22 protein-coding genes are annotated in these 23,314 nt (G+C 42.7%); 11 read left to right on the forward strand and 11 right to left on the reverse strand.

Translation table 11 applies throughout. The features are described 5' to 3' along the window. Nucleotides 1-463: 463 nt before the first annotated feature. The 8 genes from porN to DUL71_RS27275 all read right to left on the reverse strand — a co-directional run bounded on the left by porN (nucleotide 464) and on the right by DUL71_RS27275 (nucleotide 9,046). On the reverse strand, nucleotides 464-1,450 hold the full coding sequence (porN, locus tag DUL71_RS27240; protein WP_114941001.1) for a type IX secretion system ring subunit PorN/GldN: 987 nt from the start codon (nucleotides 1,448-1,450) through the stop codon (nucleotides 464-466). 6 nt (nucleotides 1,451-1,456) lie between these two features. Then, nucleotides 1,457-2,977, reverse strand: a complete 1,521-nt coding sequence (porM, locus tag DUL71_RS27245; RefSeq protein ID WP_114941002.1) for a type IX secretion system motor protein PorM/GldM — start codon at nucleotides 2,975-2,977, stop codon at nucleotides 1,457-1,459. A gap of 41 nt (nucleotides 2,978-3,018) precedes the next feature. After that, nucleotides 3,019-3,822 (reverse strand): type IX secretion system motor protein PorL/GldL, encoded by an 804-nt coding sequence (gene porL / locus DUL71_RS27250; protein WP_114941003.1) that lies wholly within the window; start codon nucleotides 3,820-3,822, stop codon nucleotides 3,019-3,021. Nucleotides 3,823-3,885: 63 nt separating this feature from the next. After that, nucleotides 3,886-5,208: a T9SS ring complex lipoprotein PorK/GldK gene (porK, locus tag DUL71_RS27255; RefSeq protein ID WP_114941004.1), complete on the reverse strand. Its 1,323-nt coding sequence runs from the start codon at nucleotides 5,206-5,208 to the stop codon at nucleotides 3,886-3,888. 255 nt (nucleotides 5,209-5,463) lie between these two features. Next, entirely contained in the window at nucleotides 5,464-6,222 is a 759-nt protein-coding gene (locus DUL71_RS27260; RefSeq protein WP_090530369.1) for a uroporphyrinogen-III synthase, read from the reverse strand. An 18-nt stretch (nucleotides 6,223-6,240) separates the two neighbouring features. After that, nucleotides 6,241-7,188 carry a DUF4271 domain-containing protein gene (locus DUL71_RS27265; RefSeq protein ID WP_161964520.1) on the reverse strand — a complete coding sequence of 316 codons (948 nt, stop codon included), beginning with the start codon at nucleotides 7,186-7,188 and terminating at the stop codon, nucleotides 6,241-6,243. A 163-nt stretch (nucleotides 7,189-7,351) separates the two neighbouring features. Continuing rightward, nucleotides 7,352-8,059 carry a hypothetical protein gene (locus tag DUL71_RS27270; protein WP_114941006.1) on the reverse strand — a complete coding sequence of 236 codons (708 nt, stop codon included), beginning with the start codon at nucleotides 8,057-8,059 and terminating at the stop codon, nucleotides 7,352-7,354. 90 nt (nucleotides 8,060-8,149) lie between these two features. Continuing rightward, nucleotides 8,150-9,046 carry a flavin reductase family protein gene (locus tag DUL71_RS27275; RefSeq protein ID WP_114941007.1) on the reverse strand — a complete coding sequence of 299 codons (897 nt, stop codon included), beginning with the start codon at nucleotides 9,044-9,046 and terminating at the stop codon, nucleotides 8,150-8,152. A gap of 220 nt (nucleotides 9,047-9,266) precedes the next feature. On the opposite strand from DUL71_RS27275, the gene hemW reads away from it, so the two are divergent. The 4 genes from hemW to DUL71_RS27295 all read left to right on the forward strand — a co-directional run bounded on the left by hemW (nucleotide 9,267) and on the right by DUL71_RS27295 (nucleotide 13,154). After that, entirely contained in the window at nucleotides 9,267-10,388 is a 1,122-nt protein-coding gene (gene hemW / locus DUL71_RS27280; RefSeq protein WP_114941008.1) for a radical SAM family heme chaperone HemW, read from the forward strand. Between the two features lie 111 nt (nucleotides 10,389-10,499). Then, nucleotides 10,500-11,045 (forward strand): fasciclin domain-containing protein, encoded by a 546-nt coding sequence (locus DUL71_RS27285; protein WP_114941009.1) that lies wholly within the window; start codon nucleotides 10,500-10,502, stop codon nucleotides 11,043-11,045. 221 nt (nucleotides 11,046-11,266) lie between these two features. After that, nucleotides 11,267-12,145, forward strand: a complete 879-nt coding sequence (locus DUL71_RS27290; protein WP_114941010.1) for a cupin-like domain-containing protein — start codon at nucleotides 11,267-11,269, stop codon at nucleotides 12,143-12,145. A 127-nt stretch (nucleotides 12,146-12,272) separates the two neighbouring features. Further along, the gene (locus DUL71_RS27295; protein WP_114941011.1) at nucleotides 12,273-13,154 is read left to right on the forward strand and encodes a cupin-like domain-containing protein; all 882 of its coding nucleotides are present in this window, start codon (nucleotides 12,273-12,275) and stop codon (nucleotides 13,152-13,154) included. Nucleotides 13,155-13,384: 230 nt separating this feature from the next. Here DUL71_RS27295 and DUL71_RS27300 read toward each other — a convergent pair whose 3' ends face one another. Next, nucleotides 13,385-14,359, reverse strand: coding sequence for a phytanoyl-CoA dioxygenase family protein (locus tag DUL71_RS27300; RefSeq protein WP_244228850.1), 975 nt, complete (start codon nucleotides 14,357-14,359; stop codon nucleotides 13,385-13,387). A gap of 126 nt (nucleotides 14,360-14,485) precedes the next feature. On the opposite strand from DUL71_RS27300, the gene DUL71_RS27305 reads away from it, so the two are divergent. Continuing rightward, nucleotides 14,486-15,337 (forward strand): helix-turn-helix domain-containing protein, encoded by an 852-nt coding sequence (locus tag DUL71_RS27305; RefSeq protein WP_114941012.1) that lies wholly within the window; start codon nucleotides 14,486-14,488, stop codon nucleotides 15,335-15,337. A 7-nt stretch (nucleotides 15,338-15,344) separates the two neighbouring features. Here DUL71_RS27305 and DUL71_RS27310 read toward each other — a convergent pair whose 3' ends face one another. Together DUL71_RS27310 and DUL71_RS27315 are read right to left on the reverse strand one after the other, a co-directional pair. Then, nucleotides 15,345-15,830 carry an adenylyltransferase/cytidyltransferase family protein gene (locus DUL71_RS27310; protein ID WP_114941013.1) on the reverse strand — a complete coding sequence of 162 codons (486 nt, stop codon included), beginning with the start codon at nucleotides 15,828-15,830 and terminating at the stop codon, nucleotides 15,345-15,347. Nucleotides 15,831-15,889: 59 nt separating this feature from the next. Continuing rightward, nucleotides 15,890-16,309, reverse strand: a complete 420-nt coding sequence (locus tag DUL71_RS27315; protein ID WP_112568739.1) for a YybH family protein — start codon at nucleotides 16,307-16,309, stop codon at nucleotides 15,890-15,892. A 159-nt stretch (nucleotides 16,310-16,468) separates the two neighbouring features. On the opposite strand from DUL71_RS27315, the gene DUL71_RS27320 reads away from it, so the two are divergent. The 6 genes from DUL71_RS27320 to DUL71_RS27345 all read left to right on the forward strand — a co-directional run bounded on the left by DUL71_RS27320 (nucleotide 16,469) and on the right by DUL71_RS27345 (nucleotide 23,294). Beyond that, on the forward strand, nucleotides 16,469-17,347 hold the full coding sequence (locus DUL71_RS27320) for a carbohydrate kinase family protein (RefSeq protein ID WP_114941014.1): 879 nt from the start codon (nucleotides 16,469-16,471) through the stop codon (nucleotides 17,345-17,347). Nucleotides 17,348-17,656: 309 nt separating this feature from the next. Further along, on the forward strand, nucleotides 17,657-18,754 hold the full coding sequence (locus DUL71_RS27325; protein WP_091215524.1) for a vWA domain-containing protein: 1,098 nt from the start codon (nucleotides 17,657-17,659) through the stop codon (nucleotides 18,752-18,754). Between the two features lie 156 nt (nucleotides 18,755-18,910). Beyond that, entirely contained in the window at nucleotides 18,911-20,416 is a 1,506-nt protein-coding gene (locus DUL71_RS27330; protein ID WP_114941015.1) for a sigma 54-interacting transcriptional regulator, read from the forward strand. A gap of 15 nt (nucleotides 20,417-20,431) precedes the next feature. Further along, nucleotides 20,432-21,742: a metallophosphoesterase gene (locus DUL71_RS27335; protein WP_114941016.1), complete on the forward strand. Its 1,311-nt coding sequence runs from the start codon at nucleotides 20,432-20,434 to the stop codon at nucleotides 21,740-21,742. Nucleotides 21,743-21,773: 31 nt separating this feature from the next. Continuing rightward, a complete protein-coding gene (locus tag DUL71_RS27340) occupies nucleotides 21,774-22,664 on the forward strand; it encodes a UbiA family prenyltransferase (RefSeq protein WP_244228851.1) in 891 nt (296 codons plus the stop codon). 3 nt (nucleotides 22,665-22,667) lie between these two features. Then, nucleotides 22,668-23,294 carry a class I SAM-dependent methyltransferase gene (locus DUL71_RS27345; protein WP_114941017.1) on the forward strand — a complete coding sequence of 209 codons (627 nt, stop codon included), beginning with the start codon at nucleotides 22,668-22,670 and terminating at the stop codon, nucleotides 23,292-23,294. Nucleotides 23,295-23,314 lie beyond the last annotated feature (20 nt).

Below are 23,314 nucleotides of genomic sequence, written 5' to 3' on the forward strand. Positions count from 1 at the left end.
ACAAAGCCCTGAAATGGCTCGGCAAACACTAAAAAGGCACAATTCGTCCCACTTTCAGGAGTTGGTCGGAGATTTTGGGGCGTTGGTAGAAAGCTTTAAGCTATTGGTCAGGCGGGAGGTGAAAATAGCATATAATGTGGAGCGCTGTCCTGTTAATGATTATCAATCAACCGCGTGTCATTTCGAACGAACCCGATTGGGGACGTGCGGGGCTGGTGAGGAGAAATCTTATACGCCATGTAGGGTCATTCTGCATGGCGTATAAGATTTCTCTTTCGCCCCGGCTCTCGTTTTCCCGCCCGCAGCTCTATCGAAATGACATTTTCTTTTATTTGAAAGAGATCAACAGATGATGAATTTTGTAGAGACGCAATTATCCATCTCTACAGAAAAATATATAAAAACAAAACAGGCGATGAAAATTCATCGCCTGTTTTATAAAATCGCGTTTAATCTTTAACTATTAGTACTGCCAAAGGTTAAGCTCCCAGTCAAGAAGAGATTTTTTGATCCTTTCCGATTCGTAAAGCTTATCAATACCCTGAGCATAATCTTTTATACGTTCGTCTTTATCGTTACTTTCTTTTACGATATAGCTGGTAAAAATACGTTTGATAAATACGTCGTCGAAGCTTAGGCCTGTTGCGTCGCTGGCGCGGCTAACAACTTCTTTAGTTGCCAGTACCGGACGAGCTTCAGGGAAATATATCCAAAACGCAGGTTGAAAATCGATATCAAGCGTGCCGGCTCCTTTAGGTTTAATTAACGGGGCGATCCCTATGATACGAGGTTCAAAAACAGAACGCTGTTTGTCAAATACCCAATCTTCTTTAATGCGGAACTTCAGTACGCTGTCCGGGTTAAATTCACCGGCAACCATTGTAGATGAAATAACGTTATTATCCTTATCACGTTTTTCAACCACACTGCTATCAGACGCCAAACGACCGCGGGCCTGACCTGCTGTTAATGGCGTAGTAAAGCCATCGCCTCCCGGATCATCTTTTTTACCAGGAGTAGGGTCATAAGCAGTAAGTTCTCCTCTCGTAATCGCGTCAAGCAATACATCAATTAAACGTCCTTTTGGCGAAGCAAGGTATTGGTTCATCTTCTCGCGTACATCAATTTCTCGCCAAACACGTTTTGCGAATGCAACGTCGTTTTCACGCAAATTAGGATAAGGAGTAACCTTAGCACTGAAGATGTTGCTTTTTTTGTAGTATCCGTCAAGTGGCCTGTCAAAAGGTTTTGCAGCAATTTTGCGTGCTGTATCAAGTGGCTGCTGACTGGTTACATTATCCGGCTGAACCTGTACAGGTTTTTGTGCCGTTTGTCGTGCTCTTGCTGAAGTTGTTGTCTTCTTTGCCGGCGGCCTTTTGGTGCGTTTTTTTTGTGCATAAGCACTTACGCAAGCCAGGCAAAGGATAACAACTAAAATTCTCTTTTTCATACGCGTTTAGTTTGCGGATAATACAATAGGATCAAGTGACCGCGGTGAATGATCAGGGCCAACCGCTATGATATCCTTAAATATAACAGTAGTTCCTGGTGTAACTGTATTTAAAGCACTGTGCATAGCGCTGGTTAAATCGCCGCCCGAGCCTGATAAAATAATAGCATCCTGACGTGGTTTTACAACCAGCATAGTAAAGTGCGTTACATTAAATTTCGCGTCAAAGTCAAAGTTATCCAACTGGGCAAAAAGCCTGTCCTGAGCTTTAATATTGGCCGAGCTGGTGTTGCCACCGCTTTTACCGGCAAACTGTGGTTTAGGGTCGGGGATTCTTTTGATACGGAACTCCGTTGAACCCAATACAGCTCCTTTAGCGCCACTAACAGAAATGGTAGCTTTACCAATGCTACTCACTGTAGCTGTATAATGCCCAGCTGAACCGCTTAAAGAACCGGCTCCGCTAAAATGTACGTTTAAGTCGCTTGCAGACACCCCTGGTGCAGATACTGATATAGGGTTAGGAACACCTATATAAAGCACGTTCATTTTGTCGGGAGAAATAACCGCTGAAGGCCTTGCAACCGTATATTCTTGCTTGAAAGGATAAGAATCGTTTTTACCGGTTGTGTTATTTTTAACACTGATGAAACCTTCGATACTATGCTTTCCTTCGCCGCTTGCCGTAATAGTATAATTACCCTTACCATCGGTAACGGATACTTTACCACCATTAACAGTAATATCAGGATTTGATTTTGAATCGTAAGCAGTTAAAAAGATCTGGGCTGTGTATGGCTGCCCTGCAATTACGTAGCTGCTTGGAGCTACAACAACTGCGCTGAACTTATCCAATGTAACCTGTGCCTGATCAATTTTTCCTAATAGTTTTTTCACAACTTCATTTTCGGCGTTTTTGCTGTCAGCCTCAATTTTAGCTAATGTAGTGAGGGTTGCACCCAAAGGTATACCGTCGCCAAAGTTAGCTTCCTGCCATGACTTTTTAACATCTCCATGTGGCTTAGGTGCTACTGTATTCAGTGAAAACTGTACACCAACGCTATCTTTACCTAAAGCTTCAAGCAACCTTTGACGGGTTTCATCAATTTTAGCTTTCAGCTTTTCCCCATTTTTTTGGTTGATCATGATACGTGGAGAGATATCAAGGTTGTCCCTCCCGTCAACATCATCAATCTCAGGGTTAATACCGCCGCCCTCTGCAATTAACTTAGCTTTTAACTCTTCTATGTAAGTGTTTAGCTCAGCTGCAATGGCACTTGCCTGTTTAGCCTTTTCATAAATAGGCTTAGCCCTTTCGGCTTGCTCTTTCAATTTGGTTGCTTCAAAAGCGCTGTAAGTGGCTTGTAAGCCAGTGTTAACGTTTTTGGTTGATGCATCCAAACTGTTTGTAATATTCTTAAACGCGTCTAACAGGCTATCCGGTACGTTAAGGGCAATAAGGCCCAATAGTACCAGGTATAGTATACCTATCATTCGCTGTCTTGGGGTTTCCTTACCTCCGGCCATCTATTCTAATTCTTTTCTGGTAATCAATCAATTAATTATAATTAAACACGCGGCTGGTTCATGGCAGTAAGCATGTTACCATAAATTGAGTTTAATGATGCCAGGTTTTTAGCCAAACGACCAACCTCTTCCTTAAACTGCTTCGAATCGTCCATAGACTCATTAAAGTTGTTCATGGTAAGCGCAAGGTTCTGGTAAAATTTATTCATTGATTTTAAGTGCGCGCTTGAATCTTGCAGCTCAAGCTCGTATACGGCATTAAGTGCCGATAAGTTTTTAGCAAGTTGATTAACCTGGTCGTGATACGCTTTTGAATCAACATTGGTATTAGCCATTTCAGTTAAGTTAGCCGATGCTTTTTCAAAAGACGAGCTCAACTTATCGTAGCTTGCAGTTGCTTCTTTTACTTTAGTAGTAAAAGCAATTGTAGCTTCACCAGCATCTGTAACACGAGATATTGCTGCTACTTTATCGCCAAATGAGCGTAAGCCATCGCCAAGACTGCGTACCAGTTCTGGACCGATTTTAGCGTCTTCCATCATTTTATCTAAAGCAGCGGTTGTTGAAGGGCCTGCATTAACAGCTGCATTTCTTACAGTTGCTTTTGGAAGTTCGCCCTGAAAATCTTCGCTTAACTCAGGATAAACACGTACCCAGTCAATATCTTTGTCTTCTCTCTGAAAACCTAATATAAAAAACAGAATAGCTTCAGTAATAAGTCCGCCTGCTATCCAATAAGTGGCGCCAGGCCAGTGCAAAATCTTAAACATTAACCCTATAATCACCACTGTAGCACCCCATGATACGATGTTACCTATTCCGTAAGGTTTTTTCTTTCCAGCCATAATAATTCAGAAGTAAACTTTGTTATTTTTTGATTTGATTGTTGCTTGCTTAACTAAACTTAATTAGCGTTTATCTGTAATGTCGCGGCCCAAGTAGTGGGTTACGCAACGGAAACCGATATATGATTTAGCGGTATCCTGGTATTCGTAGCTCCGGGTTGAATTTTGAAGGAAATATCCAATATCTTTCCATGATCCGCCGCGCACAACTTTACGTTTAAGCACTTCAGGATCGGTTGATTTTGCCTCGTAATTGAAGGTTGGTGCAAGGTCATGCACAAATGTTGATGCCGATTCATCAAAAGCAGATAGTGTCCACTCTGCTACGTTACCAGCCATATTATATAAGCCGTAATCGTTAGGGAAGTATGAACGAACCGGTACTGTGTATGCACCACCGTCATCAGTATAATTACCACGTCCCGGCTTAAAGTTTGCCAGTAAACAGCCTTTTGCATTTTTAATATAAGGACCACCCCATGGGTAGTCAGTACCTATCCTGCCACCGCGTGCCGCATATTCAAACTCAGCTTCAGTTGGCAAGCTGTAAGGGGCACGGTGAGCTAAATGACGCTTGTCTTTATAAGCATCATTATAACGGCTACGCCATGTAGCGTATGCGCGGGCCTGCCTCCAGGTTACACCCACAACAGGATAATTACGGAACGCCGGATGCGAAAAATAACTTTCAACCATTGGCTCGTTGGCAGCGTATGAGAAATCGCTTAACCAAACCAGGGTATCAGGATACACAGGCACGGTGTCACGTAAAATGAAATCTGAGCGGTGTTTTGTCTTATCGTTATGGTGATCGGCAGCTTCACGCAGGGTAAACAGTGCATAGTTATATTTTAGCAAACGCACATCAACCTCGTTACGGTCAAATACACGATCATCGCCCTGGTAGTACATGCCCTGTAGTTTCTGGGCATTGCTTGCCTGACCGCCCTTGCTGCTCCAGATAGGATTTTTCTTCACATAGTCCCAATTAATGAACTTTTTGCCACCGTTGTTATTGTTATTACCGGCTCCGGTTCTGGGCTGAATGTAGTATTTATTATCGTTGATATAACTTGTTATAGCTATCGAATCGCGAACCCAGTTCACAAACATTTTGTACTGGCTGTTACTGGTTTCAGTCTGATCCATAAAAAACGGAGAAACAGTAACCTGCTTGGTTTGCGCTATTTGAGCGAAGGTTACATCCTGGTCGGTTTGTCCCATCAAGAAGCTGCCACCCGGAATATAAACCATTCCGTAAGGAACTTCGGCCCTGAATGATCTTGCAGGCACACCTACAACTTCACCCCGGTCACCGCCACCGCGGCCACAACTACTTAATACACTACCCGCTAAAACTACTATTAAAAAGTATACCTGTTTCATTTTACAAATTCAAAATCAGTTATATAACCATAACATAATGAGACGCCCGAATATATTACATTTTTATGCAAAAAAAGTTATAAAAAACGATAATTCGGCCTCGTGTACCGATAAACTGTGTACTTTGCTTACCAATACAAAACAAAATGCTGTATAATTAACAAACCGCTAACCAATTGTTTATATGACAATTAGTTAGCGGTTATACGGGTATATACTGCAAAAAGTTGCAGCCGGGTTAAATAAATTTCTAACTTATTTATTTACAAGCTTAACGTACTGCTCAATGGCCATTGTCATTGAGGGCGCGCCCGGGGTTGGGGCAGGTATATCCAAAATTAAACCAGCCTCAAGCACAGCCTTATGGGTAGTTGCCCCAAAGGCAGCAATACGTGTATTATTCTGCTTAAAATCGGGAAAGTTTTTATACAACGATTGTATACTTGACGGACTAAAAAATGCGATAACATCATAAAACACATCCGCAAGATCAGAAAGATCACTGCAAACCGTACGGAAAAGTACGGCTGGGGTAAAGTTATAGCCATTCTCCAGCAAAAAGCGCTGAGTTTCTTCAGCCGCAACGTCAGAACATGGATAAAGGAATTTTTCGGACGAATGTTTTTTCAACACTTCGGCCAGATCGGCGGCTGTTTGCTTACCAAAAAATATCTTACGCTTACGGTACTGGATATATTTTTGTAAGTAAAGTGCTATAGTTTCTGACAGACAGAAATACTTCATTTCAACAGGCACCTCAAAACGCATCTCTTCGCAAATACGGAAAAAATGATCGGCCGAGTTACGACTGGTAAAGATCACTGCGCTAAAATCAGCCAGGTTGATCTTCTCTTTTCTGAAATCCTTTGCAGGCACACCCTCAACATGAATAAATGATCTGAAATCAATTTTCAGGTTAAGCTTTTTAGCCAGCTCGGCGTAAGGATTTTTATCATTTTCGGGCTTAGGCAAAGTAACCAGTATGCTTTTAACCTTTTTCTTTCTATCTTCCAATTCAGTGCTTTTAATAACCTAAATTTTAATATTCAATGCCTTTATTAAAATCAAAACAGGGCAAATTTCGAGGGCACAAAGATACGTAAATAAATAAAACTTATGAAATCGAAAGGTAGAAATTATATTTACGCTGCTCCTGATATACTGCCATATAAAGATTACTATCACTATTATTAGTGTGGTTGTTAGCAATATTGGGATATATTGTGCCCCAAGTAAGCTAAAACAAATAACCACCGGTAAAAAAACAAACGCGATATTAAAATAGGTAAGATGAAGGATATTAAGGTATTCGCTCACCAGCTTGTTAATATCAAATACAAAGCCTAAAAACTTGAGTATTAAAAATTTAAGCGAAAACAACGCTATAATTACAATAGTAAGAAAAGTAAACAGCCCGCTCCCGGCTATTTTATAATAAACGCCTTTGTATGCGGCCAGTTGATACAGGAACAAGCTAAACGTAGCACAAAACAACAAAAACAAGCCCAGGAACGCCCATGAGCTAACAGGGCTCTCTTCTTTACCGGCTATTGAGAGTACGCGTTTACTGTAAAAGGAGGTAAATACATTGCTTACATCTTTACTCAGGGCAAGATTAAGAATGGCTGTGTATAGCAACATGGCGATAATGATCACGATGATCCAGGGATCGCGCGAGGGGCGGTAATGCCCTTCCATCACCTTGCTTTTGGTTCTGGAGTGAAGATCCAGAAAACCGTAACCGTGGTATAATTCGCGGGCAAAAACGCTGTCGGCATACTGCGCGCGCATGGCTGCATCAGGCAACCTGAGGTAACGCATAGCTACAGAATCAGCCATAAATTTATCCCGGTTTTGCATGGCGTAAGCCACCGAATCAAGCACCGAATTGCCAGGGCGAAAAGTACGTACAGGTAATTTTGCAGCCGTGTCTGTAGCAATTGAATCCTGTTGCGCAAAAACGGCAACACTATTCAACAAAAAAAGCAGGCAACACCAAATAACCAAACGAGTCCTCAAAGCTTAAAACGGGGCTTATTATTTTTTGCAAAAGTAGGGTAATTATCTGAACGATAATTTCATGAACGAATATTTTTTTGAGCCTGTTTTAAGCGAAGCACCGCGCAACATTTAGCAGAATAATTTATTTAATTACGCCTGTGGCAGCCCAAAATACCAGGTAGCCGGCTTTGTCTTTACTCAGCGTAACTTCCTTAAGGATCCGCTTCGGATGGGGATGAATATTGAGCACGTCAATATTGTGATGATCGCTTTCGGTCATCTTATTCCCAAGTCCCCATTTAGCCAGGTCATGTACTGCGTAACTCAGGTTAGTGTCTCCATCGGGGATGTCATTATAATAATCGGGCAACAGAAAATCCTTAACCTCGCTGCCATCAGCATAGGTTAGCTTGATGTGCAGTTGAGACGGACCTTCTGAACTGGTGAGGCTCAGGTACAAATCCGTATACTTTTTATGAGGCACTTCAAAGCTAAAACTATCAATACCGGCCACATTCCGGGTTTGATTCCCATTATCGCCATTTTTATAGTGAAGTAATATAGCGGGGTGCGATGAGTTGGCCGGAATCAAAGGGCTGTCGGGCAAAGCATGCGCGTTTTTATCGCCATTGAGTTTTGCTGCCGCCCCGGTCAGATAACCATCCCCTTTGCCGCTACCATCAATACCGGTTATCCAGGTTTGCAACTTACCATCAGTAACCGTAGTTACGGGGCGGGCATTTAACAATTTGTGAATATCTATTTGGATGGTTTTATTGCCTTGCTGGCTATTGGCGACTCCGCCAGCCAACAAACAGGCAGATAAGAAAACAGAGTATTTAAAGGTCATGGTTTACTATAATTGGAAACTAAAGATAAACAAAGCATAAATGTCCCCTAATCCTTTCGCACAAATACAGGCTTAGGCAAGATGTACAAGCTACATCAACAACACTTTCCAGGCATCCATTACTCGGCCATTATCTAGCAGATGTTTGGCTTTTAAATGCAGGTGTGTTGTACGCGTGTGGCTGTCGATGATGGCATCAAGCAGTTCTTTCATTTCCTCGGTTTTGCTAAAGGCTTCTATCTCCTCATCAGATGGCAGCGTTTTAACAAGCCCCAATACCCCCAAATTATTCCCGGTTAATACGTTGGAGTTTTTAACCTCTTGAGGAAAAGCATCTACGCCGATACCTATTCCGGCACAATCAATTGGTTTGGCAATTTTAAATAAGTTATCGCCGCTTACCCTACAGTACCAGTCACCGCCCAGGCGGGCCACCAGATCTATTTTATGAGGGTCTATTTTGCCATCAGCATCCAAAATATCTTCATTGATATGAATCCGTTTCACCTCTGCAATAACCAAATTACCTGCTCCTCCGTTTTTCCCTAACGATATCACATTATTCACTACACATTCCAATTGAACGGTCGATTCTGCTACCCTGGGCGGTCTTACCGTTTCAGAAGCCAATTCGGTAAACCCTGCTTTCGAAAACTCATTTACTTCTCTTGGATAATCTGTACTGGTTAAATAGGCCTGTTGAACCATATCGTAGTTCACGATATTAATCACACATTCGGGTACTTCCAAAACATTTTCAAGCGTATGCTTGGTGGAATTATCCCGCGCCCTACTTGTTGGCGAAAAAACACATATCGGTGGATTTACACTGAACACATTAAAAAAACTAAACGGGCTTAAATTAACCACGCCGTTTTTATCAATGGTGGATGCAAAACATATTGGCCGGGGAGCAATGGCAGCGTGTAAATAACCTTGCATTTCTGCAGGTGTTAGCGATGACGCATCAAAAGTTTTTAACCTCATTCAAATTTCTATTAACGTGAGTTCGGGATAAGAAAAGTATACAAAGGAAGGCGTGGTTTCTGTTTTTGAAATAATTGACGGGTAAATAAGAAAACAGCGCGTTTAAAGGTCATGGTTTATATAACTGGAGCATAAAGATAAACAAAGCTTAAATGTCCCGTAACCCTTATTGCACAAATACCCGCTTTAGTCAAAAAAATAATTGCATTACCTTTGCCGCATGGCAGGCATTTATATCCATATCCCCTTTTGCAAGCAGGCTTGCCATTATTGCGATTTCCATTTCAGCACGTCCTTAAAATATAAGGATGAAATGCTGCAAGCTTTGATCAAAGAGATCAAATTACAAAAAAGCTACCTCAACGGCGAAACCATCGAAACCATTTACTTTGGCGGCGGCACGCCTTCTGTTTTGGATGGCGAAGAGATCAGCAAGATCATCAATACCATTACCGAACAGCACACGGTATCGTCCGGAGCAGAAATTACTTTAGAAGCCAATCCTGATGATCTGAAACCGGATAAACTCAAAGCTTTGAAGCAGACACCTGTAAACCGCTTCAGCATTGGGATCCAATCATTTTTTGACGAAGATTTGGCATGGATGAACCGCGTACATCGTGGGCAGGAAGCCGAATCATCAGTCAAGCGAGCCCAGGACGCAGGTTTTGAAAACATTACTGTCGATCTGATTTATGGTTATCCCATGCTCAGCGATACTAAATGGAAACAAAACCTGGATAAGGTGTTTGAGCTAAATGTTCCGCACATATCCACCTATTCCATGACGGTTGAACCCCAAACAGCGCTGGCAGCCTTTATCAACAAAAAGAAGCAGCCCCCCATGAACGAGCAGCAAAGCGCCGAGCAATTCATGGTGCTGATGGATGCCATGCAGGCCCACGGGTTTGAACATTATGAGATCTCTAATTTTTGTAAGCCCGGCCAGTATTCGCGCCATAACTCCAATTACTGGAAAGGTGTTAAATACTTAGGTATAGGCCCATCGGCCCACTCTTACAATGGCGATACCCGCCAATGGAACATAGCCAATAACGCCAAATACATGCAGGCGCTTGAAACCGGAAAACTATCAGCCGAAACCGAGGAGCTAACCGAAGAGAACCGCCTGAACGAGTATATCATGACTTCGTTACGCACCATTTGGGGGCTTGACTTAGCAAGACTCAACCAAATAGCCAAAGGCGCATCTGATGAATTGCTTAAAGCTGGCGCTGAATTTTTTGACAGGGAGTGGATCGCCCAAAAGGATAATGTAATTTATTTGACAGCTACCGGCAAGTTATATGCCGATCATATTGCGGCGGGTTTATTTTTTTAAACCAAACAGAAAAATAACAGTCAATACATTGTTACAAAGCAAAATGATATTTAAATCTGTTTAGATTTACTAATCGTATCTTTAAAAGATACTTATCCTGACGATTAAATTATGAAAAAACTACTCATCGCGGCTGTTGCCTTATTGGCTGTTGCCGTTGCTCCAAAAGCTTATGCTCAAAAAACAGTTGGCGGCGCTGTTATGTCACCGGCTAAAAACATTGTACAAAATGCATCAGGTTCAAAAGATCATACTACACTTGTAGCCGCTGTTAAAGCTGCCGGACTGGCGCCAACATTATCGGCAGCAGGACCATATACGGTATTTGCACCAACCAATGAGGCATTTGCCAAATTACCGGCAGGTACAGTTGACAACCTGATGAAACCGGCTAACAAAGCAAGCCTGATCAAAACTTTAACCTACCACGTAGTTCCTGGCAAACTAAGCTCGACCGACTTATTAACTAAGGTTAAGGAAGGTAAAGGCAAAACCGAACTAAGCACACTGAGTGGCGGCACCATAACAGTAATGTCGCAAGGCGCTAAACTATACCTGGTTGATGAAAAAGGCGGCAAATCATGGATCACTATTGACGATGTTGCCCAAAGCAACGGCGTTATCCACGTGGTAAACACCGTGTTGATGCCTAATTAAGCTTTATAGTGGCAGTTGCAGCGGCAGTCGCCAAAAAAGTTTTTTGAAAGGAGTTGATAGTTAGTAACTATCAACTCTTTTTGTTTATCACCTGACAAAAACTGCTACTGCCACTTTGGAGTGCTACTAAAAACAACTGTCATTAAAATTTCAAAATCCCCCCAAATTGTTTACATGTTTTTTACAAAGAATTAATTTTGCCCATTAATTAATTTGTGAAAATGAGTATAACACTTACACCTATTGACCGTGTAGACCATATAAGCAAAGAGGATTTTGTTAACAATTATTTAAATCCACGCAAACCGCTTATAATCCGCAAAGCGACTGAAAGCTGGCCCGCCCTTCAGAAATGGACTTTTGAATACATAAAAGAAACCGTAGGCGATCAAACCGTTCCGCTATATAATAGCGCTAAGGCCGATCCATCTAAGGCTATCAACGCATCGGCCAGCGAAATGAAGTTTGGCGATTATATCGATCTTATTCAAAAACAACCTACCGACTTAAGGATCTTCCTGTTCGACCCCATAAAACATGCCCCCAAACTCCTTGATGATTACCGCTCGCCATCAGATTTAATGGGTGGTTTTCTTGATAAATACCCTAACATGTTTTTCGGCGGTGCCGGTTCGGTAACATTTTTACATTACGATATCGACCTTGCGCACATCTTCCACACACATTTTAATGGCCGCAAGCACGTGATGCTGTTCGACCAGAAATGGACCGAACGCCTTTATTGTATCCCGTTTGCAACCTACGCCCTGGAAGACTATGATATTGAAAACCCTGACTTCACCAAATTCCCGGCACTTGACGGTATTGAGGGCCAGGAAGCAATTTTAGAACATGGAGACACCCTGTTCATGCCTACAGGTTACTGGCATTGGATGAAATATTTAACCGGTTCGTTTTCCATATCGTTACGCGCCTGGGATAAATCATGGGCTATAAAAGCCAAAAGTTTATATAACTTAACCGTACAGCGCAAGTTTGACAACATGATGAAAGCCCGCTTTAAGAAGGATTATATGGACTGGAAAGAGGAACTGGCCGTTAAACGTGCTAATAATGCCCTTGCTGCAGGTAAGCCATAATATTGATATATCTTTATAATACTTTGGGGTTTATTTCGTTATTTTGAATGCTTATAAATAGTTAAGGAACAATATTGTAACTTTAACTTAAAATTAGCATAACCCCCGAAAGTAATAAAAACTACATATGTGCTTCATTCTTAACCCGATCGATACGGTTGAAAATATTTCTCCCGAAGACTTTAAGAAGAATTATTTAGACCCTCGTCGCCCACTGGTTATCAAAGGGCTTACCAAAAGCTGGCCTGCCCGCGAAAAATGGACACCCGAATATTTAAAAGAGGTTGTTGGCAACAAGGTAGTGCCCTTATATGACAACTCTAAGGCCGATCCTTCAAAACCCATCAATTCATCGGCAACAGAAATGCCTTTTGATGAGTATATCGACCTCATCCGCAGTAAACCAACCGAATTAAGGATCTTTTTCTTTAATATATTTAAACAGGCGCCACAGCTTCTGGACGATATTGTGTTGCCAAAAGATTTAATGGGCGGTTTTTTAGAAAGCATGCCTGCCATGTTTTTTGGTGGCTCAAACTCGGTTACATTTTTACATTACGATATTGATCTTCCGCATATTTTCCATACCCATTTTGGTGGCCGCAAGCACGTAATCCTGTTTGAGAACAAATGGAAACGCCGCTTGTATTGCATCCCGAATGCAACTTATGCTTTGGAAGACTATGATGTATTAAACCCTGATGTTAAAAAATTCCCGGCGCTTGACGGTGTTGAAGGCATTGAGGTTTTCCTTGAACATGGCGATACCTTGTTTATGCCTACCGGTTACTGGCATTGGATGAAATATGTTGATGGTTCATACTCCCTAAGCCTGCGTGCCTGGGATGCAAGCATTACCCGTAAGGCGGCAAGTTTATATAACCTGGCCGTTAAAGGCGGTGTTGACAGCGCCCTGAAAATGGTGTTTAAAGGCAAATACGCTAAATACCGCGAAGGCCTGGCCGTGAAATGGGCCAACCGAGAACTGGCCGCAGGGAAACCTTTTTAAGTCCGAAGTCTTAAGTTATTAGTCTTAAGTCATGATATTAAAAGCGATGAATAAAATTCATCGCTTTTTTGTTTTTTAATTCCCTCCCTTGGGAGGGGCGCGTCAGGATTGCGTGTTGGCAGGGAGGGGTTATGCGATTTTGCAACGTCCAAGTATCTCGCTGAAACCCCTCCCTACACCCTCCCAAGGGAGGGAATCGCACAATCCCTTGCTTTTATCCTGATAACAACCTACCACCTCTCCAATCCTAAAAGCTTTTTACCCAACTCACTAAGCTCAGCTACAGGATTTTGTTTTTCACGTTCCATCGGATCGCCGGGAAAAGCATAGCCTTGCATAGCTTCGCGGCTTTGCCAACTGTTGATGCGCCACTGCCTTAGCTCTTCGTTATCTTCCTGTGCGGGCATCATGGATATGTATTGGGCTATGCGCACTTTATCGTTACTCTTATTTGGGCGGATGCCATGTGGCTGCAGACTGTTAAATATCAGCAGGTCACCGGCCTCCAGTTTTACCTTTTCCGTTTCAAAGCCGGTGGTGTCAGGTTTGTAATGATCACGATCGTCGGGCTGGGTTAATTTCCAGGTATCGTAAGTTCGGTACAATTCAGGTATGCATTGAAAGCCGCCCATGTTTTCGTCTGTCTGATCGGCAAGGGCCAATACACCCTGCACATTTTGAGGCTTCGTTTCGGGGTCATAATCCCAGTGGATAAAGCCTTTATATTCAAAGCCGGGGCGCAATGGAAAGTTCAGATTAGCCCTGTCGATAGTTACCCACAGTTTTTCGGTTCCCCAGATATCGGCAAAAGCGGCATGAACTTTAGGATACTGCCGGTTATCCCACATAAATTGCTGATTATAAATTTCAACCATGCCGGTATTGTTCAGCTCGGTCATTTGCATCTGAGCATTCGGCTTTTTATACCAGGTTTCCATGTCGCTGGCGTCTTTACCTTCATATTGCCACAGGTAATCGGCCAGTTTTTGAACCTGTGCTTTTGGTACAGCGTTTTTAATGATCACATAACCGTTGTCTATCCAAAATTGCCAGTCGGCCTCGCTCAGTATTTTCAGAGGTTCATTGTTTGCGCGCTTGTTCAGGCTGATCTGGCTCGATTTTGCAGTAGATGGATTGCCGGGGATGTCTTTATGGGCATTGGCGGGGGCGGTTGCCATGGTCATGGTTGCGTTTTCGGTCTTCATAATTTCGTTTGATTTACAATTCAAATTTAGGGCGACTGTGAAGACAGCTTATCCTGTGTAGTGACCAAAATTTGTTCTACATTGATCATTTTGCTATATTTAATAAAACATAACGCCCAATGCAGCATGGATAAGATCCAGTTAGAGAAGGTAGATTTTGAACCGGGCAAATCGTTCAAGCTCTTTTCGCCCCGACTCCGGAACACTTTCCTGTGGCATTATCATCCGGAATATGAACTGGTTTACGTTGAAGCCGATGCCGGGATCAGGCATGTTGGCTCCCATATCTCCGGCTATACACAACATGACCTGGTGCTGATTGGCAGTAACCTCCCCCACCTAAACTTTGATTACCGCCTCCGGAGCGAATACCACCAGATAGTAGTGCAGCTGAAAGAAGACTTTATGGGAACAGCAATAGGCATGACTCCCGAGTTTTCAGCAATTGAACAGCTTTTCAAAAAGGCAGCCAATGGCATTGCCTTTCATGGTGATACCCGGACTTTAGCAGTGGAGAAATTAAAGCTATTACCAGGGATGGGCTCATTTCAGCAATTGTTAGGACTGATGGAGATCTTCAATATCCTGGCGGGTTCAAACGAATGTACCATTTTAAACAACGACGAACCAAACCTGCAATTCTTTTTAAAGGATAAGATCAGGATGGGTGCTGTTTATGAATATATCGGCAGCAATTACAACCTTAAACCAGATGTAAATGTGATAGCCGATAAAGTTAATTTCACCACGGCTGCCTTTTGCCGGTACTTTAAAAGGCAAACCAAAATGACTTTTACCGATTTTGTGAACCAATACCGGGTTGACGTAGCAAAGAACCTGCTGATGCAGGATAAAAACGTAACAGAAACCTGTTACGCAGTGGGCTTTGAAAGCTTATCTTATTTCAATAAACTCTTTAATAAAATAGTAGGTAAAAATCCCTCAGACTTTAAGAAGGAGTGGGTTAGTAAAGATTGACAATAAATTATTTGCCCCGATCCTGATAATATTCCTTAACCGCCTCGGGTAAAAGATGCAGGTACAAATTAGGCTCTTCCCTGATCCTTGCAGCCGCTACTGGTACAACTTTGCAGGGTTCTTCATAAATAACACTTTCACAATCCAGAAACCGGCTCATATAAGCGCCGTAGGCCTCGGAGGCAAATATTACATCAATGTGCGGCAAGTTCTTTTTAAGATAGCTGGCCCAAAGCCTCGACATATTTTCTATCGATTCGCCCGCGCCGGGCAATATAGCTTCATCGTAGTTTAACAATACAGGCTTAACCTTATCATTATCCGCGTAAGTTTTGTCGAGCCAGTTAAGTCTAACATCACCCGGTATAGGTTCATCATCACTTGCTCCTATAACTATCATAAGCTCATCGCAATGCTCAAGCGCATAACCTATCAAAGCCATATGTCCGATATGTAGCGGCAAAAACTTTCCAATTATCAAACCTCTTTTCATGTAGTACTATTTTTTGAGATCTAATCAAACCAATCTCTTATCTCCAACCACTAATCTCCTCAACTTGTGTGATCACAAACTATCTTCCACTCGCCCTTAATTTTCCTGAACCATAATGTAAAATAACCGCCGGGCGTATCCTTTTCGCGGGTTAGCTTCCATCCGCCTAAAACAAAGGCATTAGTTTTATCAAGCACCTTTATTTGTATGATATTGAATTTGAGCTGCCCCATAGCAGCTTTATCAGGATAGGTTTGTTTGTAGTGTTCCAAAGTTGTTTGCCAGCCGTAAGTTGGGGCTGTTTTGCCCACAAAAACCAGCGAATCCGACTTCCAGTAGGTTGTCATGAATTCTTCAATATTGCCACGGTTCCAGGCTTCCTCCTGCGTATGCATTACTTTCAGGATGGCTTGCCTATCCTGCGCAAAACCATACGCGGCAACAAGCATAAACACAAAACTCAGTAATATTCTTTTCATATAATAAAGGTAGTTTTTTGTCTGAACCTGAATTTTAAGAATTGCCCGAATTAACAGAATTAAAAAGAAAAAATTCAATTAATTCTTCAATTCGATTAATTCCGGTTCAGACAATACAGTATATTTGGGTTTCATCGGCATTAAAAAAACAATTTAACTATGGGAAATCAGGTATTAAGTTTTGGCGAAGTTTTATGGGATGCTTTTGGCGATGGTAAAAAAGCCGGTGGCGCGCCTATGAACGTGGCAAGGCATTTGGTACAGCAAGGTGTAGAAACAGCTTTTGCAAGCTCGGTTGGGATGGACAGCTCAGGCGATGCCTTAATAGGCTTTTTAAAAACCAACGATCTGTATTCAAACCTGATCCAGCAGGATGATGAGTTTCCAACCTGCGAGGTTACTGTACAACTTGACGAAAGCAATACCGCCACTTACATTATTCCACAACCCGTTTCATGGGATAATATAGAACCTTCTGCAGCGCTTACCAAAGCAGCGCAGGCAGCCCAGGCCATTGTGTTTGGCAGTTTGGCCTGCCGTACGGCCACTACCCGCGAAACACTGTTAAACCTGCTTGACGAAACCCCGGCATTAAAAGTTTTTGACGTAAACCTTCGTCCGCCGCATTATACCCTATCAACCATTGAAACACTGGTTGCCCGTGCCGATGTAGTAAAAATGAACGAGGAAGAAGCCGACCTGCTTATTGGCGGTGGCAGCGCTCCTTTGCGTGACAAGATTGGTGAATTCCGCTCTAAATATCACAGCCAAACCATATGCGTAACACGCGGAGAGCATGGGGCATTGGTATGGCATGACCATGAATTTTATGACAGCCCAGGCTGCCCCGTAAAAGTAGTCGACACAGTAGGCGCGGGCGATGCTTTCCTGGCCACCTTTGTTTCCGGCTTACTGGCAGGCAAACCCATGCAGCAAGTGGTAGACAAAGCCTGTTCGGTTGGTTCATACGTAGCCAGTCAGCGTGGCGCAAACCCGGTATATCCTGCTGAGTTACTGAATAGTTTGGCATATATTTAGGAATTCGGATTTCGAACGTTCGATTTCGGATTTATTCCTGGCTGAATAAAGTAACTTTTAAATCCGAAATCGAACATCCGAAATCCAAAATATAATTGTCATACCGATTTCGAATTTGGGAATTGGGATTTCGGATTTATTCGATGTCGGATTTATAAAGAGCATTTTCGCTAAACAAATAAATCCGAAATCAAACATTCGAAATCCAAAATCTAATTGTCATACTTACCTAACAATTTACTTTATCACTGCCACAGCAAAACTTTTCACCAAAATATTCCGTTCCTTTATGTACAGAAAGGACAAAATATGCGCGGTTTTGGATTTTCCAAATTTAAGCCCAATCAAATCCCTAAAGGCGGATTTGACGAATTACTAAAATTATTCCTCGAGTTGCTCAATTATACATCGGGCGATGCCGGCGAAGCTTTGGCCTGGCTTAACGAACTCGACAAACAATACAACCTCACCAACGATGATTATGGCATGGGCGATTTCATCGATGAGCTGAAACAGAAAGGCTATCTTGATGAGGACAACCAAAACGGTGAATTTAAGATCACGGCGAAAACTGAGCAAAGCATCAGGCAATCTGCCCTGGAAGAGATCTTCGGCAAACTAAAAAAATCAGGCAAAGGCAATCACCGCTCGCCGCAATCGGGCCAGGGCGATGAAAAAAATGCCGAGCGCCGCGAGTTTGAATTTGGCGACAGCCTGGATCAGATAGATATGACCCAATCTATCCATAACGCCCAGGTTAATCACGGCATAGGCGATTTCATGATGACCGAACGCGACCTTGAAGTAGAGGAAATGGACTACAAAACCCTTACTTCAACCGTGCTGATGATCGACATTTCGCACTCCATGATCCTTTACGGCGAAGACAGGATAACGCCGGCCAAAAAAGTAGCCATGGCCCTTGCCGAGCTGATCCGCACCAAGTACCCTAAGGACACACTGGATATTGTTGTTTTTGGTAACGATGCATGGCCTATAACATTGCAGGATTTACCTTACTTACAGGTTGGCCCGTACCATACCAACACCTATGCGGGCTTGGAACTGGCTACCGATTTGCTCCGCAGGCGCAAAACGCATAACAAGCAAATTTTCATGATCACCGATGGAAAACCAACCTGCTTAAAGGAAGGTACCAGGTACTATAAAAACAGCATCGGACTGGATAGAAAAGTGGTTAATAAAACCCTTAACATGGCCGCCCAATGTAAACGCTTAAAAATACCTATCACCACGTTTATGATAGCTAAAGACCCTTATTTGCAGCAGTTTGTTCGTAAATTCACGGAAACAAATGGCGGCAAAGCGTTTTACAGCTCGTTGAACGGTTTAGGTGAATACATTTTTGAGGATTACATCAGGAACAGGAGAAGGACTGTTAGGTAAGTCTTTAGTCGGACGTCGGAAAGTCCGGAAGTTAGGCAACGGGTAATATTAAAAATGAAACATCGGACTGGTGAACTTTCCGACTTCCAGACCATTACAAAAACACTTCCGGACTTGCGGACTTTCCGACTTCCGGACTATACTATAAAAAATAGAATGAGTAAATTATTAGATATTAAAACCCTCGGCCAATTAAAGCAAACTGGCTATAAAAGCCGCTCGGTTAAAGATGAACTACGTGCCAACCTGATTGAACAGCTTAAAAAACGCGAAGGCGGCTTTGAAGGCATCATTGGTTTTGAAGATACTGTTATCCCCGATCTGCAAACTGCTATCCTGTCGCGCCATAACATTTTACTGTTAGGTTTACGCGGACAGGCTAAAACGCGTATTGCCCGTTTACTGGTTAACCTGCTTGACGAATATATACCTTACATTGAAGGATCAGAATTATTTGATGACCCTTACAACCCGATTTCATGGTACGGTCACAGCGTCATAACCGAAAAAGGTGATGATACCCCTATCGGCTGGATTCACCGCTCTGAGCGTTACACCGAAAAACTGGCGACGCCAGACGTTACCGTTGCTGATTTAATTGGCGACGTTGACCCAATTAAAGCAGCTACTTTAAAACTAACTTATTCCGACGAACGCGTTATCCATTTCGGCTTAATTCCTCGTGCACACCGTGGTATATTTGTGATTAATGAGCTACCCGATCTGCAGGCGCGTATCCAGGTATCATTATTTAACATTTTGCAGGAAAAAGATATTCAGATCCGTGGTTTTAAATTGCGTTTACCGTTGGATATCCAGTTTGTGTTTACCGCTAACCCTGAAGATTATACCAACCGTGGTTCGATAGTAACCCCGTTGAAAGACCGTATCGAAAGCCAGATCCTGACACATTACCCGCGTTCGGTTGAGATTTCACGCAAGATCACTCAACAAGAAGCCTCCCTTACCGACGATCAGCGCATAGCTATCGAAGCTGATGGCCTGGTAAAAAACCTGGTTGAGCAAATCGCGTTTGAAGCCCGCAACTCTGAGTATATAGACAAAAAATCGGGTGTATCTGCACGTTTAACAATTTCAGCCTACGAAAACCTGATCAGCAATGCCGAGCGCAGGATGATCATCAATCACGAAAAAACAACCTTTGTACGTATCACCGACTTTTTAGGTGTGATCCCTGCTATCACCGGTAAAATTGAGCTGGTTTATGAAGGTGAGCTGGAAGGCCCTGGTAAAGTGGCAAACATACTTATAGGCAAAGCCATTAAAAGCTTGTTGTTATCATTCTTCCCGGATCCCGAAAAAGCTAAAAAAGCAAAAGCTCCTAATCCCTACGCCGCTATCATTAACTGGTTTGGCGATGGTAACAATGTAGCTTTGGTTGATGATATGCCAATGCAGGAGTACAAAAAGGCACTGGAAGAAGTTGCAGGCTTGAAAGATCTGGTTAAAAAGGTCCACCCACGTCTGAGCGAAAGTCAGCAATTGCTACTCATGGAATTTGTGCTTCACGGCCTTTCAGAGTTTTCACAATTGAATAAAGGTTTCCTTGATAATGGCTTCGCGTTTTCGGATATGTTTAACAGTTTGTTTAACTTGCAGCCCGATGACGACGACCTTGATATTGATGACGACCGTTACTAAATATATAGCGCTGATATGATTTTTAAAGCGCTGAGTATTTTATTCTGGATCATAATTGAGCTGTTGGTTGACCGCTATGTTTTACAGGGCATCCGTGGCGCATTCCAAAAATGGCGACTGCTGCAATCAAAAGCATTCGCCATTTTTTATTGGACAACATCCGGGCTTACCGTAGCTGCACTTTTAACTGGCGGTTATATCACCGTTGCCGGTACCGGCGTACGTGCCGGTTGCTTGCTGGCAACATTTATCCTGCTCATCTGCAAATTAACTTTTATACTGTTCATTTTTGCCGATGATATCAGGCGAAAAATCGTATTAAAACGCAACAAAACTGCAGCTGCAACTAAAATTCAAGCCACTCCTGAAACAGCTCCTGCCACTGCTACTGCTACTTCGAACACTGATTCCATCCCCCGATCGGAGTTTTTGTTAAAAGCCGGACTGCTTGCTGCTGCAGTGCCACTGGCTGCAATTAAAACGGCAATGCCTAAGGGCTCGTATGATTATCATATACTATATCAAACCATGTACCTGCCTAACCTGCCAAAGGCTTTTGACGGCTTAAGGATTGGGCAAATCTCAGACATTCATTCAGGTAGCTTCTACAATAAAAAAGCAGTACTTGGTGGTGTTGAAATGCTGCTAAAAGAAAAAACCGACCTGATATTTTTTACAGGAGACCTGGTTAATGGTGAGGCCATAGAAATGACCGATTATCAGGATATTTTCAGCAAAGTAAAAGCCCCCCTCGGTGTCTTCTCTACCCTCGGCAATCATGATTATGGCGATTATGGATATTGGAGCTCTATAGCCGACAAGAATAAAAATCATCAGGATTTGATAGCTACCCATAAAAACATGGGCTGGGATCTGCTACTTAACGAAAATCGCCGGCTTAAAGTTGATGGTGAAGAAATAGGCATATTAGGTATCGAAAACTGGAGCGAATACAGCAGGTTCCCCAAATATGGCCGTATGGATCTGGCAGTAAAAAACACCGATGATTTGCCGGTGAAACTCCTGCTGTCGCATGATCCATCGCATTGGCGGGCCGAAGTATTACCAAAGTACCCACAGATTGATGCCATGTTTGCCGGTCATACCCATGGAATGCAATTTGGCGTACGCACCGAATATTTCCAATACAGCCCTATCACTTATGTTTATAATGAATGGGCAGGCCATTACCAGGAAAATATGCAACAATTATATGTAAATGTAGGCTTTGGCTTTGTTGGCTTAACCGGCAGGGTTGGAATATTGCCGGAGATTACGATATTTACATTAAAAGCAGGTCAGGATCCATCACTACTAAATTCTTAAAGGATCGGCATAAACCGCTACCCCGTTACCGATGAAGAAATTATTACAACCTGTATTAGATTTCCTGCTCTTCAGTAATATTTTCATGTCGCTATGTGCCGTAGCACAGGCATTGTTAACCTTCCACCTGATAGGGTCAAAACCTGTTTTCCCTGTTTTAGGTTTACTATTTACATCAACACTGGGTATTTATAACTTCTGTATCCTGATCACAAGACCGGCTAAGCCTCAACGCTCGCCATACAGAAGGGTGCGCTGGTTTTTTGCACATTACAGGCTAATGGTGACATTTACCATTGTTTCATTACTGTCGCTGATCCCGCTCTTCTTTATCATCACCACCGAATCAAAGATCCTGCTCATATTCCTCAGCGTTTTATCCTTCGGCTACGGCTTGCCCTTATTTAGCGTAGGCGACCACAAATTCGGCCTGAGAAATATCCCCGGCTTAAAACCCTTTTTGATAACCCTGGTATGGACCATGAGCTGTGTATTGTTCCCAGTGCTGGAATCAATGCATAATCACCTTACAGACATTTCCATGCGCGATACCACTATACTCATAGCCAAACGCTTTTTGTTTATAGGCGCGCTTACAATCCCTTTTGATATTCGTGACCTGTTCGACGACCGCAAAGTAGGGCTTAAAACCATACCTGTAGTTTGGGGCGAGAAGAACGCTTACTTATTTTGCCAGGTATTACTTGCAGGCTACATTGTGCTGATGTTTCTGTTCAGGCAAAACGGGTTCAGTCTTGATTTTTTCGCACTTACACTTACCATGTTCCTTACGGGCTGGCTCATTTTTAAATCGGCTTGGGAAAAGAATGAATACTATTACTTTTTTTATATGGATGGCGTGCTCATCTTACAATATGTTATGGTAGTAGTATTTAGTTCCTTTAAATACTTTCTTCATTAAAACATGGCCGCCAACTATAACAACTCGGCATGGTTTTATGACAGGCTTTCGAGGTTGGTATACGGCAAGGCATTGATAAACGCGCAGGTATATTTATTAGGCTTTATTCCTACTGCAAGTAAGATACTCATAGCAGGCGGCGGCACCGGCTGGATTCTGGAAGAGCTAAGCAAAATTCACCCTTCAGGCCTTGATATTACGTATGTGGAAATCTCTGCTAATATGACGGCGCTTTCGCAAAAACGACAAACCGGTCAAAACAAGGTTATTTTTGTTAACGATGCTGTTGAAAACGTAAAGCTTGCCGCCGACTTTGACGTGGTAATTACGCCTTTTTTGTTTGACAACTTTGTGGATGAAACTGTAGATAGCGTTTTTAACCACCTACACAATCTGCTTAAACCCGGTGGTCTTTGGCTCAACGCCGATTTTCAGCTTACAGGTCGCTGGTGGCAAAATGTAATGCTTCAAAGCATGTTTATTTTTTTCCGGCTGCTTTGCGGAATAGAAGCCAGCAGGCTCCCCGCCATCGAAAAGCGTTTTGACGCCGCCGGATATAACGTAATTGAGGATAAAACCTTTTTTGGAGATTTTATTGTAGCGAGAGTGTATAGGAAGTTATCCTCCTAAATGTCATTGCGAGGAGCAGC

This window comes from Mucilaginibacter endophyticus, assembly GCF_003351025.1.
GTDB lineage: Bacteria > Bacteroidota > Bacteroidia > Sphingobacteriales > Sphingobacteriaceae > Mucilaginibacter > Mucilaginibacter endophyticus.

Coding starts and splice junctions, on each gene's coding strand:
- porN (WP_114941001.1), bottom strand. CDS start 1,450: ATGAAAAAGAGAATTTTAGTTGTTATCCTTTGCCTGGCTTGCGTAAGT.
- porM (WP_114941002.1), bottom strand. CDS start 2,977: ATGGCCGGAGGTAAGGAAACCCCAAGACAGCGAATGATAGGTATACTA.
- porL (WP_114941003.1), bottom strand. CDS start 3,822: ATGGCTGGAAAGAAAAAACCTTACGGAATAGGTAACATCGTATCATGG.
- porK (WP_114941004.1), bottom strand. CDS start 5,208: ATGAAACAGGTATACTTTTTAATAGTAGTTTTAGCGGGTAGTGTATTA.
- DUL71_RS27270 (WP_114941006.1), bottom strand. CDS start 8,059: ATGACCTTTAAATACTCTGTTTTCTTATCTGCCTGTTTGTTGGCTGGC.
- DUL71_RS27275 (WP_114941007.1), bottom strand. CDS start 9,046: ATGAGGTTAAAAACTTTTGATGCGTCATCGCTAACACCTGCAGAAATG.
- hemW (WP_114941008.1), top strand. CDS start 9,267: ATGGCAGGCATTTATATCCATATCCCCTTTTGCAAGCAGGCTTGCCAT.
- DUL71_RS27285 (WP_114941009.1), top strand. CDS start 10,500: ATGAAAAAACTACTCATCGCGGCTGTTGCCTTATTGGCTGTTGCCGTT.
- DUL71_RS27290 (WP_114941010.1), top strand. CDS start 11,267: ATGAGTATAACACTTACACCTATTGACCGTGTAGACCATATAAGCAAA.
- DUL71_RS27295 (WP_114941011.1), top strand. CDS start 12,273: ATGTGCTTCATTCTTAACCCGATCGATACGGTTGAAAATATTTCTCCC.
- DUL71_RS27300 (WP_244228850.1), bottom strand. CDS start 14,359: ATGAAGACCGAAAACGCAACCATGACCATGGCAACCGCCCCCGCCAAT.
- DUL71_RS27305 (WP_114941012.1), top strand. CDS start 14,486: ATGGATAAGATCCAGTTAGAGAAGGTAGATTTTGAACCGGGCAAATCG.
- DUL71_RS27310 (WP_114941013.1), bottom strand. CDS start 15,830: ATGAAAAGAGGTTTGATAATTGGAAAGTTTTTGCCGCTACATATCGGA.
- DUL71_RS27315 (WP_112568739.1), bottom strand. CDS start 16,309: ATGAAAAGAATATTACTGAGTTTTGTGTTTATGCTTGTTGCCGCGTAT.
- DUL71_RS27320 (WP_114941014.1), top strand. CDS start 16,469: ATGGGAAATCAGGTATTAAGTTTTGGCGAAGTTTTATGGGATGCTTTT.
- DUL71_RS27325 (WP_091215524.1), top strand. CDS start 17,657: ATGCGCGGTTTTGGATTTTCCAAATTTAAGCCCAATCAAATCCCTAAA.
- DUL71_RS27330 (WP_114941015.1), top strand. CDS start 18,911: ATGAGTAAATTATTAGATATTAAAACCCTCGGCCAATTAAAGCAAACT.
- DUL71_RS27335 (WP_114941016.1), top strand. CDS start 20,432: ATGATTTTTAAAGCGCTGAGTATTTTATTCTGGATCATAATTGAGCTG.
- DUL71_RS27340 (WP_244228851.1), top strand. CDS start 21,774: ATGAAGAAATTATTACAACCTGTATTAGATTTCCTGCTCTTCAGTAAT.
- DUL71_RS27345 (WP_114941017.1), top strand. CDS start 22,668: ATGGCCGCCAACTATAACAACTCGGCATGGTTTTATGACAGGCTTTCG.